Here is a 12841-nt window from a genome sequence, read left to right on the forward strand (position 1 = left end):
ATTACAGGGAGAAGATCCAGTCGGCCTAACAGAACGCTTCATCCGACATGTCGGCACAACGGTGTATCGCTACTGCATTGGTTGCATCGGCGGACGTGTCGCGAGAGATAGGGCGCATGTCGAACGCCACCTCTGCTCCGCTTCAGCCCCGAGTGAGCGACCGGGCTTTTTATGTCTTCACCGGTGTTGTCTCCGCGCTCGCGCTCGCCTTCATCGCGTGGATTCTGATGGGCCGTCGCGACGGCGTGGAGGGTGTGGATTTGCGCTTCCTTCCGGCCGTCAACGCGAGCCTGAACGCGACAGCGGCGGCGCTGCTCATCGCCGGATGGGTGGCCATCAAGCGCGGCGCGCGGCGCGTGCACCAGTACCTGATGGTGGCGGCCTTCGCGGCGTCGGCGCTGTTCCTGGTCTGCTACCTCACCTACCACTACGTGCACGGAGACACGCGCTACGTGGGCGACTGGCGAGGGCTGTACCTGTGCATCCTGGCCAGCCATGTGCTGCTGTCCATGGGTGTCGTGCCCCTGGCGCTGGTGGCCTTCTACTTCGCGTGGCGCAAAGAGTTCCCCCGGCACCGCAAGGTGACGCGGTGGCTGGCGCCCATCTGGGTGTACGTGTCGGTGACGGGCGTGGTGGTGTACTTCATGCTGCGCGGCGGCCTGACGTCCCTGTAGCGACGCTCAGGGCAGCGCGCGTCGGAGCCAGCGCTCGAAGGCGTCGAAAGTGTCCTGGGCACCCTTCACCACGCGGTCATCGAAGGCAGGGTCGGCCGCGTCCACGGATGCGCGCGTGAGCACTTCGCCAAAGGCGCGCCACCGGGGGCCCACGTCGTCACCGTAGGCGCGGAAGAAGACGAAGTCGCCCGCGGGGGTTCCCTCGAAGTGGCGGCGCAGGTGTCGGAGGATGAGCTGGCCTCCGAGCGTGGCGCCCTCCAGCACGTAGCAACTCCCGAGCGCCTCGGGCAGACCGAGCAGCGGCGGTGGCTCCGGGCACCCTGGCAGCCGCGCGAGCGACGGCGTGTCATGGCCGAGCGCGCGCAGGTCCGCTTCCAGCCACGGCACCTTGACCCGCTCCTGAAGGCGCAGCCCGGGCAGCGCGGCTCCCAGCAGTGTGGTGAGTTGGTCCTCCACCGGGAGATGGAAGCCGTGGAGCGCCTCCAGGTGGCGGCGATAGCCCTGGAGCGTCAGTCCAGGCTCCAGCAAGCGCACGGCGGACTCGGTGCGCTCGTGGTGGGGGCGGGTTTCCGTCTTGAGTCGCGGCAGCAGGGACACGGTCCAACCAAGATGGCCCCACCCGGGCTCGGAGGGAATGGCTAAATCCCAACCAACGCCGCCGGGGCTCCCTGTCAGGAACGCGGGGAGGCGGCCGACCGGGGCGCCATGCGAATCCTGACGCTCGACGAAGTGCCTTGTTACAGCTTGCCCTACCAAGCCGCCGCGCCACGGGGTGGGTGCGAGACCGTGTTGTTCCCCCTGCTGCGCGGCACGGTGGATGCGCTCCCGGACGAAGTCGCCGCGCTGCTGGTGCTCTCCGACCTCCAGGGCGTGGCTCCCCATGCACTCCAGGACGGTGCGGTGGCGCTGCTCGGAGAAGTGCTCGCCGATGAGCTGGCGATTCTTGGTGAGCTGGGCACGCTGCCCCAGCCGGGAACCGTCGGCGTGGTGCTCGCGGGAGACCTGTACTCGGAAGCGAATGCGAATGTGCGCGGCGCCTCCGGTGACGTGCGCGCCGTCTGGCAGGCCTTCGCCGAGCACTTCCGCTGGGTGGTGGGCGTGGCCGGCAACCACGACACGTTCGGCGGTGCGCGCGAGCAAGTACGCTTCCAGCAGCGCCCCGGCATCCACCTGCTCGACGGCGAGGTGGTGGACCTGGAGGGCCTTCGCGTGGGCGGCGTGGGTGGCATCATCGGCAACCCGGACAAGGCCGGCCGACGCGGGGAGACGGACTTCCTGCGACAGCTCGATGCGACGCTGCGCGAGACACCGGACGTGCTGGTGCTGCATCAGGGGCCGGACGTCGAGGGCACGCGGCTGCGCGGCAGCCCCGTCATCCGGGAGTCCGTGCAGAGGCGCGCAAACCTGTTGGTGGTCTGCGGCCATGCCCACTGGGAGACGCCGCTCGCCACCCTTCCTGGCGGCACCCAGGTGCTCAACGTGGACAGTCGCGCGGTGCTGCTCGAACGCGCGAAGCCGTCCGCGTGAAGACGTGAGGCGCCGCGCGGTCCCCGGTCGACCTCACCGGGAACCCGCTTCGCCACGGACGGCGACTCAGCGACAGAAGCCGTCGCTCCGACACGTGGCCGGAGGCAAGCAGTTGAGGCCGGAGCCGATGCAGCTCGGCTGACACGCGCCAATGCCAGTGCCGTCGCTGTAGCAGACGTAGCTCGAACGGCAGTCACCCTGACCGGTTCCCACCTCGCGGGAGCAACTGTCCAGACAGTTCTTCAGCCCCGACGAACTGACCGTGTAGCACTTCGAGCCCGCGGGACACGCCGTCGTGTTGCACACGAGGGAGCAGTAGCCTCCAGGGAAGTTCGTGTTGCAGAACCCCTCCGCGCAGTCGGAGTCATCCGTGCACGATGCGCCCACGTCCAGCGTCGGGTCATCGTCGATGGGCGCCAGCGGGAGCAGGTCGAAGCTGATACCGGGCGTGGAGTCACCGGCCTCCACGTCGAGCGGCTCGAAGGAGTCGACGTTGCGCCAGAAGCCCGTGCGCTCCCCGTCCTCGAACAGCTCGCCGTCCTCGTCGTCGTCGATGGTCGCCAGCGCGTAGTAGGTCCGGGGCTCCAGCGCTAGGGAGTAGTCGTAACCGCGCGACGCGCGAGCCACGGTGATGGCCTCCTGGGCCGCCTCCCACTCGCCCGTCAGCGCGTTCTGCCAGACGAAGGCCACAATGGCATCCAGGTCGTCCGACGTGCCCACGCCAATCTTCAGCGCCACCGTCGCCGAGCCGGCCGCTCCGGAGCCCGCGAGGTTGAGGTTCACCACGTAGTCGCCATCCGCGAGGCCCGCCGTGTTCACCGCCACGTCCAGCGTCGTCGAGCCGTAGGCGGGTACCGTCTTGGTGCTTCCCCCGGGGAAGGACACCGCCGACTGCTGCGCGCCCGAAACAGTGGCCGTCACCACCAGGTCGCCGCCCTGTCGGCCGCCCACGTTGCTCAGCGTGAGCTGCTGCGTGACGCTCTGCCGAAAGAAGAGCGTGCTCGTCGACACGCTCAGCTTCGGCGGCTCCAACGCCGGGTCGGTGCTCTGGATGCGCCGCAGCGCCGCCTGCGCGTTGATGAGTCCCGCGCCACAACCTCCGGCGCACAGCGGGGAGGGAATCAGCGTCGCGGTGGTCTTCAGCGCGCTCTCCGCCTGGCTCGACGTGAGGTCCGCGCTCAGCTTGGCCGCGGTCGCCGCCAGCAGCGCCACCACGCCGGCCACGTGCGGCGCCGCCATGCTGGTGCCCTGGGAGAAGGCATACGCGGGCTGCCGGTTGTCATCCAGCACCGTGGACAACACGCCGTCCGCGTAGCCGTCGCCGTTGATGTCCTCCACCATTTCACCGCCGGAGGCCACCACGTCCACGCGCGCACCGTAGTTGGAGAAGCTGCTGCGCCGGCCCGACAGGCCCGTGGAGCCCACGCAGATGACGTTCTCCTGGTTGCACGGCGTGCTGTTGGAGGCGTCCACGTTCTCGTTGCCGGCGGCGACGACGATGATGGCGCCGCGACGGACGGCGGCGTCGATGGCGTCCTGGTAGAGCGGCTGCGGCGGCGCGCTGCCACCCAGGCTCATGTTCACCACCTTGGCGGCCTTGGCCGGGCGCTGGGTGATGCCGGGCACATCACCCCCGGTGGCCCAGGCGATGGCCGCCGCGATGTCGAAGCTGTTGCCGCCCTTGTTGCCCAGCACGCGCACCGGAAGAAGCTGCGCGTTCCAGGCCACGCCCGCGACGCCGACGCCGTTGTTCGTCACCGCGGCCACGGTGCCCGCCACGTGCGAGCCATGCCACGACGAGCCGCCCTGCGGCTCATCGCCCCCTTCGTCCAGGGGATTCGGGTCGCGGCCATTGCCGTCACCCGCGTTGGTCGGGTCGGCAATCATGTCGTAGCCCTGCACCACGTGGGTGTTGAGGTCCGGGTGCGAGACGATGCCGGTGTCGATGACCGCCACCACCACGCCGTCCGCGCCGAACTCGATGTCCCATGCGGCCGGCAGGTTGATGGTGGGGTAGTGCCACTGGAGGCCGTAGCCCTTGTCGTCGGGAACGGCCGTCTTGTACATGCGCAGGTTGCGGTCCGTGTAGCGCACGCCCGGCACCGCCGCGAGCTTCGACACCAGCTCTCGCGTCTCGTCCGTCGTCACCGCGTGGCCGTCCTCCGCCTCGAAGCCCACCAGGTGCAGGTACTCGCTCGCATGGCCCTTGTGCACCACGCGGTAGCCCGGGAGCGCCGTGGCGGACAACACGTGCTCGGGAGACACGCCCGCTTCCTCGAAGCGGACCACGACGTCACCAGCGATGGTCGGGTCCTCCTGGGGGATGCGTGCCAGGGGCGGCGGCCCCAGCGGCGCGGGGATGATGGGCAGGCCCGGGTCCGTCTGGTCCACCGCCGAGCGGCGCACGCGTTGTGCCTTCGCGCCGCGCATCGAGTCCTTCAGCCGCGCCAGCACGCCCTTGCCGAAGGGAAGGTGGGTGGCTCGGGAGACTCCACCCTCGGAGGACTGCTCGTTGCTGCGGAACGGCGTCAGCGTCCCCGCGACGGTGCCGGAGTTCGCATCAGGCCCGCCCCCGCCGTCCTCGTCACACGACGTGGCGGAGAGCAGCAACATTCCGACGAGCAATAGACGACGCATTCGAGAGAACCCCCTCCAGGAAACAGTGGGGGGGACCCTAACACCGCGTGTCCAGACGAACGGGGATTCTCAGCTGGCCTGCGCCACCCCGCCGCCGCTCTCCGTGTCCTCGCCAACGTTCTCCTCGGAATCGTCCTCCAGCGCATCCACGCCGCCCGGCACGCCATCCACGTAGGTGACGACGTTGCCCGGCATCGCGGGCACGCGCGGCCCTGGAGTCACCACACCCGTGAGGTTGAGCGGGTCCACGCCGGAGAGCTGCACGCGCACCCCGGAAGGAGGCTGCCGTCGCACCGCGCGCGCCATGTCCACCGCCTCCGGCAGCGCGAACTGTTCTCCAACGAAGCCCGCGACGAAGCGACCACCGCGCACCTCGCCTCGCGCCTCCATGCGTCGGTAGACGAACAGCAACTCACGCCACGTGGGCGCCAGCGCCTCTCGCATCACCAGGTCTCGCCAGACGATGCCGTAGCGTTGGAGGAACAGGCGCGCCAGCGAGTCCATCACCTCGTCCGACGTCTTCGGCTCCGCGGGCGCCAGCAGGCTCCAGCGTCCGGGTCCACCGCGCTGCAACAGCTTCTGCCGCTTGCGATGCGCGGGGCTCTGGAGCACGCGCAGGTTCTGCACCGCATCCGCCGTCACCAGGCCGCGCGCCACCAGCTCCCACAGCGCGTCCTCGATTTCAGCGGGCAGTCGTCGCGCGCGGGACACCAGGTCCTGGAAGAAGCACGCGCCCCGGCGCTCCAACACCGACACCACATCCTTGGCGGCCACGCTGAGGTCCGGCGGCGTCCACACGTCCCCATCCGCGAGCACCGCGTGAGGCCGCGCCGCCGCGAGCATCCACTCCAGGTCCTCGCGCAGCGTGAAGGTCAGCGGCGCGTTGCGAGTGGGCGAGGCTCGCGAGCGCGTGGGTGCTGGAACTTCCGGCTCCGGCGGCGTCACGGGCGCGCCGCGACGAGGTCCCGGCACGGGCTTCGGCTGGTCCTTCATCGTCAGCCGGCCCCAGGCCACCTCACCCGCGTAGCAGGCGCGCTCCAGCATGTCCGGCGTGTAGCCCCTCATGCGCGCGGGCAACAGGAAGCGCTCCCACGCGGAGGCAGGCGCCTCGTAACCCTGGAGCAGCCGCACCGCCTTCATGAGTCCCGTGGAGCCGCGCAGCGCGTCCACGTCCTCCATGTGGTGCCACCGGAAGAGGAAGCGCATGAAGTCGCGCCCGCTCAGCGGCTCGATTTCCCGGCGCAGCCGCCCCACCGTCATCCGGTGGATGCGCTGGAGCAGACGGCGATCGCACCACTCCAGCGGCGGCGTCTCTCCCGGCGCGAGCGGTGTCTCCAACGGACGGAAGCGGCCCCGCAGCACGGTGCCCTGCATCTCCAGTTGATGCATCGCCGCGTTGACCTCGTCCTCGCTCAGCACGCAGAGGCGAGACAGTTCCGCCACCGTGGTGGGGCCCACGTTCTCCATCCGCCCGCGCACCACCTGGAGCACCGCGGCCTCCCGCTCCACCGGCCGGTCATGCGCCAGCACCGGCAACGGAGGCTGCGTCACCCCGTCGGGGAACAGCGCTCGCACCGCGCTGCCCCGCTCCGCCGCGACGAGGAAACGTCCGGCGGGCAGGTCCAACCACGCCACCCGGCCCTGCTCGAACAGCGGCGTCGCCAGTCCCTTCGGCACCTCCGCGTCCCGCACCAGCACCCACTGGAGGAGCATGTCGTGCAGCTCGTCCTCGTCGCGCATTGGCGGCGCGGCGTCCTCCACCACCGTGGCGATGGCCGTCGCGTCCAGCGCGCCGAAGGCCGCCGCGTCCTCGGCCGGCAGCGCGCGGCGCAGGGCCACGTTGCGCACGCGGCGCTCCTCCGCCGGAGCGTCATCCAGGAACGTGTACGGCTGGCTGTGAATCATCGCGTGCGCGAAGACGCTCGGCTCCGGTACGTCGCGCGCCTCCAGGCGGATGCGGCCGTCCTTCATGCGACGGAGCACCTCGCGCAGGCCCTCCACGTCCATGGCCTCATGCAGACAGTCGTCCATCGTCTGCTTCACCAGCGGATGGTCCGGCAGCTCGACGTCGCCGCCACCGTGGTTGTCCTGACAGCCCACCTGCGCCGGGAAGACGGCGGCCAGCAGGTCCTCGCTGCGCGCGCGCTGGAGGTTGGGCGCCACGCGCTTGCCCCCCATCATCCGGTTGAGCGCCAGGGCTCGCGTGGCCACCCAGCGGAAGCGCGTGCCGAACAGCGGCGACTGGAGCACCGCCTGCACCAGCACCTCTTCCACCTGGTCCGGGTGAAGGAAGTCGAAGATGTCCGCCAGCGGAAAGGAGTGCTGCTCGCCCAGCGACAGGAGGATGCCGTCCTCCGTCGCCGCCGCCTGGAGCTCGAAGTCGAACGAGCGGCAGAAGCGCTTGCGCAGCGCCATTCCCCAGGCCCGGTTGATGCGACTGCCGAAGGGCGCGTGGATGATGAGCTGCATGCCGCCTGCTTCGTCGAAGAAGCGCTCGGCCACCACGAGCTGATTGCTGGGCACCGCGTCCAGCATCTTCTTGCCCAACCGCAGGTAGCCCAGCAGCGCATCCACCGCGGGCGGCGGCATGCGCAGCTCCTTCTCCAGGAAGCTGGCCGCGTCGTCGCGGTTGAGGAGTTCGTCGCGCAGCCGGCCAACCTGGAGCGACAGCTCGTCCGTGCGTCCTGGGGCCTCACCACGCCAGAAGGGCACGTTGGGCGCCGCGCCGCGTGCATCCTCCACCATCACCGTGCTGCCCATCACCCGCTGGATTCTCCAGGCGGTGCTGCCCAGGAGGAAGACGTCTCCGGGCGACGACTCCACCGCGAAGTCCTCGTCCAACGTACCCACCACCTTGCCCTCAGGTTCGGCGGTGACGCTGAAGGTGAAGGTGTCCGGGATGGCTCCGCCGTTGGTGAGCGCGGTGATGCGCACGCCGCGCCGGCCCTTGAGGCGCTGATTCACGCGGTCTCTGTGCAGGTGGATGCCCGCGCGTCCACGCCGGTCGGCGATGCCCTCCGACAGCACCTCCAGCACGCCCTGGTACTCCTCCCACGTCAGCTCGCGGTACGGGTACGCGCGCTGGAAGAGGCTGAAGAGGGCGCGCTCGTCCCACTCCTCGCACGCGCACGCGGCCACCACTTGCTGCGCGAGCACGTCCAGCGGCTTCTGCGGGATGATCACCGCGTCCAGGTCACCCTCGCGCACGGCGTTGAGGAGCGCGGCGCACTCCATCAACTCGTCGCGAGTCATCGCGAACACGATGCCCTTGGAGATGGCCGCCTTGTGGTGGCCCGCGCGGCCCACGCGCTGGAGCAACACGGAGATGGCCTTCGTGGTGCCCAACTGGACGACGAGGTCCACGTTGCCCACGTCGATACCGAGTTCCAGGGACGCGGTGGCCACCATGACGCGCAACCGGCCGTCCTTGAGCTTCTCCTCCGCGGCCAGCCGGATTTCCCGCGACATGCTGCCGTGGTGGGCCGCCACCAGACCTTCGCCCAATCGCTCGCCCAAATCATGGGCCACGCGCTCCGCCATCTTCCGCGTGTTGACGAAGATGAGCGTGGTGCGGTGTTCGCCCGCCAGTGCCACGAGGCGGTCGTAGACCTGGCCCCACATCTCGTGGCTCGCCAGCGAGGACAGCTCCGCGTCGGGAATCTCCAGCTTCAAGTCCCACGGGCGCAGGTGGCCCACCTCTACCTTGCGGCACTCGCGGTGGGACGCGCCGGTGAGGAAGCCGGCAATCGCATCCAGCGGTTTCTGCGTCGCGGACAGGCCGATGAGCTGGGGGCGCATCTCCGTGAGCGCCTTGAGCCGCTCCATGGACAGCGTGAAGTGACTGCCCCGCTTGTCGCGCGCGAGCGCGTGAATCTCGTCGACGATGACGGTGCGCACGCCGCGCAGGGTGGCGCGGGCACGCTCGGCGGTGAGGTAGAGGTAGAGCGACTCCGGCGTGGTGATGAGGATGTGCGGAGGACGGCGCACCATCTGCGCGCGCTCGGAAGCGGACGTGTCACCGCTGCGCACCTGCACGCGCAGCTCGCCCGGCGTGTAGCCCTCCGCGCGGGCTCGAGTGAGCAACTCCTCCAGCGGCTGGAGCAGGTTCTTCTGCACGTCGTTGCCCAGCGCCTTCAAGGGCGAGACGTAGAGCACCTGGGTGCGGTCTTCCAGGTTCCGCTCCAGCGCGAGCCGGAACAGCGAGTCGAGCGCGGCGAGGAACGCGGTGAGCGTCTTGCCGCTGCCCGTGGGCGCGGCGATGAGGACGTCATGCCCGGCCTGGATGAGCGGCCAGCCCTCCACCTGGGGACGCGTGGGCTCGCCCAGTCGTTCGGCGAACCAGCGGCGGACCACCGGGTGGAAACTCGCCAGTGCCGGGTGCGCCGCGCACTCGGCGGCGAAGTCGAGACTGATCTGCGGGGGCATGCGCACCTCTCCACCCGGAGCCTGAACACAGGTACAGGCGGGCGTCAACGCGCACGCGGCGTGGGGAACGGCCTCGCCCACACCCTCCGCTCGGGTACTCCCAGAGCAGGCGACCGCGCCGTTAGGCTGGGGACATGCGCACACCCATCGTCCCCTGGCTCATCATCGCGGCCCTCAGCCTCGGAGCGGCCCCTCCGGAGACGGCCGCGTCGGAACCGCTCGTCGCGCGCATCCAACGCGCTTCCGAGTACGCCCGGTCCGGCAATGGCGCGGAAGCCCAGAAGGAACTCACGGTAGCGCTCAAGGAAGCGCCCCAAGACGCGAGCGCCCTCTTCGTCCAGACGTGCGTCTTCCTGGAGCAGGGCGCGTTGCCCAAGGCGGAGCAGACCCTGAAGCGGCTTCGCGCGGTCGCCGCGAAGGAGCCGGAGGTCGTCATCCTCTCGTCCCTGGTGGAGCAACGCACCCGTCAACCGAAGTTCGATTGGCGTGAGGCCTTCCTTCACGCGTGGGCCCAGGCAGAGCGCCCCCTCTTCGCGGAGAGCCGCTTCTTGCTGGAACCACCCACCTCATCCAGCGATGGCAAGCCTGAGTTCGACGCCGCCTGGGAACGCACCGAAGCAGCGGACGTCCGCCTCATCCTCGCGCTCTCGGGAAACATGCTCGGCAGCCCTGACCTGGAGTGGCTCGCCACGCACCTCGACAAGGTGAAGGACCCCGTCCTCCTGCGCGCCGCCTTCGAGCACTTCCTGACCGCGGCCCCCCAACATCCCGAGGCGCTCGCGAAGGCGCGCACCACGCTCAAGCCCCGCCTTCAACAACTCGCCGCAACATCGCCCCAGGAGATTCAACTCCGGTTGCTCGTGCTGCTGGGGGACACCGACCCGAAAGCGCCCTTCACTCCAGAAGAGCTCGCCGAGCTGGAGCGCATCGCCGACCTCCCTGACTACCGGACCGCCTCCACCCTCTCGATGTACACCGAGGCCATGCGGCTCCTGACGCTGGCGAAGGTCTCCCGCCTTCAAGCCAGTGCCTTCTCAGCCTTCGTGGGAGAGCTGGCGCTCACCGGTCCCTACCGCCTCACCCAGCGAGCACTCGTCTCGGACACGCTCACGGCCGGGGACCGTGAGCGACTGGGCCACGTGTTGTCCTCCATTGGCGAGCGCATCGTCGAAGAGACCACGCTCGTGGAGTATCTGGTAGGCCTGCGCATGGTGATTCAGGGCGTGGAGATGCTCAACGACCCGAAGCGACGGGAAGAAGTCGGCGCGGCACAGTGCCATGCCTTCAAGCTCGCGCGCGTGACCCAGCCCCAGCGCATGGACCTGTGGCCCCTGCCCTCACTCCAACGGGCATGGCTCACCGCATCGCTGGAGAACGAGCGGGAGCACCTGCGGGCCTTCCTCATGAAGTGAGCGCGGAGGGCCTTACGCCCCCGGCGCGGGCGCGGCCTCCCCCACTGGAGCCGCCGCGGTCCTGTTCCAGACGATGCGGTACGTCGCCGCCGTGCCATCGAAGGCGATGGGCTCCACCTCCACGTGCCCGGCGCCCGCCACGCGCAGCGACTCCGCCAGGAAGCCCGCGGAGAAGTACGGGTTGTCCGCCGCTACGTCCTTCATCCACAGCGTGGCAGCGCCCTCGCCGGACTCCTCCACCCGCACCTCGTTGAAGTTGTTGCCGGCCCTCACGTTGTAGGGCACCCGCTCCAGGGTCCTCATGGGCCCCAGGCGGGTGACGAGCGACAGGCTGGCCCGCCCCACCGGCGTCTGCCGGAAGCCCTGGAGATAGCGCGCACCCAACGCCAGCCAGGCCTCCTTCGCCGGCAGCGACGGGAAGATGTCCTGCACGGCCACCCGCAGGAAGCCTCGCCACTGCTCCAGCGAGTAGGCCGGCCGCAGCCGCTCCGACAAATCCAGGCCCACTCCCTTCAGGCGCTGGCGCCCCTCCCGCGTCAGATAGGGGCCCAGGGCCCTCACGAAGAGGGCTTCCACGGACTGCGCGAAGATGAGCTTCTCGGGCGACATGACGGATAAGTGGCAATGGCCCCCCGCAACGGCGAGCCATTCCGCATGTCAAACGTCAGATGGTCATCATCACCGGGGCAGCCGCACCGTGAAGGTCGTCCCACCCGACGCACTGGACTCCACCGTCACCTCGCCTCCATGGGCGAGCAGAATCTGCCGGGTGATGTAGAGCCCCAACCCCAGCCCCGAGGACGCCGCCGCCTCGTGCTGGACGGCTCGCGAGCCTCGACGCCATGCGGCGAAGATGTGTGGAAGCTCCTCCGAAGGAATCGGCGGTCCGCCATTGTGGACGCGCAGCACCACTTCCCGCGCACTCGCCTGGCCCCACATCCGCACGGGACTGTCCACGGGGCTGTACTTCAGCGCATTCGCCAGCAGGTTGCTGAACGCCTGCTCCAGCCGGTCCAAATCCCACGCGCCGCGCCCGTCCCCCACCACCTCCAGCATCAGCATCCGCCCGGGGTGACTGGCGCGCATCTCCTCCAGCGTGCGACGCGCCACGTCGAAGACGTCGCAGTCCGAGGCCACCACCGGGACACCACCCCCCAGGCGCGAGCGCGCGAAGTCCAGGAGCTGGCGAATCATCCGGTCCATGCGGTCCGCGCTGGTGAGGATGCGCTCGGTGAGCGAGGACTGGCGCTCGTCCAGGTTGCCCTTGCGCTTGAGCTGCTGCGCGGACATGGACAGCGCATTGAGGGGATTGCGCAGGTCATGCCCGAGCATCCCGATGAACTGCTCGCGGAACTCCTCTTCGCTGCGCTCCTCGGTGACGTCCCGCGACGTGGCCATCAACGCGGCCACCTGGCCGTCACCATCCAGCGTGGGTGACAGCGTGTAGTCGAAGTGACGGGGCCCCTGGTCCGTCGACAGCGTGATTGCGCCGCGCTGGACCTGTCCGGTGCTCAGCGCCACCTCCATCAACCGGATGAAGGGCGCGAGCGACGGGTCCTTCTCCTCCCGCGCGCTCAGCGACTCACCCGAGACGAGGACCTCGTGGCTGCCTCGCGCCGCATGCGCCGCCTGGTTGGCGAACAGCAGACGTCCCGACGCGTCGAACAGCGCGATGGGGTCCGCGGCGGAGGCCATGGCCATGTCCAGCAGTCGACGCTGGCGCTCCACTTCCCGCGACAGCGCGTGCACCTCGCGCTCGGCGCGGCGCAGGCGCAGCAGGGCGTGCACCTGGGCGACCAGCTCCTCGGGGTCCACCGGGGCCACCAGATAGCCGTCCGCGCCGTGCTCCAGGCCGTGCGCCCGGTCGCCCGGCCCCACCGCCTGTGCGGACAGGTGCAGGACGAGCATGCCCCGGGTGCGAGGGGCCTGCTTCAGGCGCCGGCAGACCTCCAGTCCGCTGATGTCCGGCAACCGGACGTCCAGGATGGCCAGGTCGGTGTGCTCATCCGCGAGGGCCAGGGCCTCGCTGCCCGAGCCCGCGTCCACCACCTGGAAGCCCGCGAGCCCCAGCACGCGGCTGGTGACGTAGCGACTGGCCTCATCATCATTGACGTTGAGAATGACCGGAGATGGAGGACTCATGACGTGCGGGGCAGAGGTACTCCT

8 protein-coding genes are annotated in these 12841 nt (G+C 69.6%); 3 read left to right on the top strand and 5 right to left on the bottom strand.

Annotation, left to right across the window (positions count from 1 at the left end; genetic code table 11):
* Window positions 1-116: 116 nt before the first annotated feature.
* Window positions 117-674 carry a DUF420 domain-containing protein gene (locus tag HUA78_RS25155; protein ID WP_174454526.1) on the top strand — a complete coding sequence of 186 codons (558 nt, stop codon included), beginning with the start codon at window positions 117-119 and terminating at the stop codon, window positions 672-674.
* Between the two features lie 6 nt (window positions 675-680).
* Here the strand turns inward: HUA78_RS25155 and HUA78_RS25160 are convergent, their stop codons facing one another.
* Entirely contained in the window at window positions 681-1271 is a 591-nt protein-coding gene (locus HUA78_RS25160; RefSeq protein ID WP_371745658.1) for a biliverdin-producing heme oxygenase, read from the bottom strand.
* A gap of 189 nt (window positions 1272-1460) precedes the next feature.
* On the opposite strand from HUA78_RS25160, the gene HUA78_RS25165 reads away from it, so the two are divergent.
* Window positions 1461-2201: a metallophosphoesterase gene (locus HUA78_RS25165; RefSeq protein WP_371745659.1), complete on the top strand. Its 741-nt coding sequence runs from the start codon at window positions 1461-1463 to the stop codon at window positions 2199-2201.
* A 66-nt stretch (window positions 2202-2267) separates the two neighbouring features.
* Here the strand turns inward: HUA78_RS25165 and HUA78_RS25170 are convergent, their stop codons facing one another.
* Together HUA78_RS25170 and HUA78_RS25175 are read right to left on the bottom strand one after the other, a co-directional pair.
* Window positions 2268-4838 (bottom strand): S8 family serine peptidase, encoded by a 2571-nt coding sequence (locus HUA78_RS25170; RefSeq protein WP_174477320.1) that lies wholly within the window; start codon window positions 4836-4838, stop codon window positions 2268-2270.
* 69 nt (window positions 4839-4907) lie between these two features.
* Window positions 4908-9263, bottom strand: coding sequence for a DEAD/DEAH box helicase (locus tag HUA78_RS25175; RefSeq protein ID WP_174459766.1), 4356 nt, complete (start codon window positions 9261-9263; stop codon window positions 4908-4910).
* A 134-nt stretch (window positions 9264-9397) separates the two neighbouring features.
* Here HUA78_RS25175 and HUA78_RS25180 point away from each other — a divergent pair, with 134 nt between their 5' ends.
* Window positions 9398-10675, top strand: a complete 1278-nt coding sequence (locus HUA78_RS25180) for a M48 family metallopeptidase (RefSeq protein WP_254613958.1) — start codon at window positions 9398-9400, stop codon at window positions 10673-10675.
* A 12-nt stretch (window positions 10676-10687) separates the two neighbouring features.
* Here the strand turns inward: HUA78_RS25180 and HUA78_RS25185 are convergent, their stop codons facing one another.
* Together HUA78_RS25185 and HUA78_RS25190 are read right to left on the bottom strand one after the other, a co-directional pair.
* On the bottom strand, window positions 10688-11284 hold the full coding sequence (locus HUA78_RS25185) for a DUF2378 family protein (protein WP_174454522.1): 597 nt from the start codon (window positions 11282-11284) through the stop codon (window positions 10688-10690).
* A gap of 69 nt (window positions 11285-11353) precedes the next feature.
* A complete protein-coding gene (locus HUA78_RS25190) occupies window positions 11354-12817 on the bottom strand; it encodes an ATP-binding protein (RefSeq protein WP_174477321.1) in 1464 nt (487 codons plus the stop codon).
* Between the last annotated feature and the right edge of the window lie 24 nt (window positions 12818-12841).

Source organism: Myxococcus sp. CA033, from assembly GCF_013336625.1.
Taxonomy (GTDB): Bacteria; Myxococcota; Myxococcia; order Myxococcales; family Myxococcaceae; genus Myxococcus; species Myxococcus llanfairpwllgwyngyllgogerychwyrndrobwllllantysiliogogogochensis.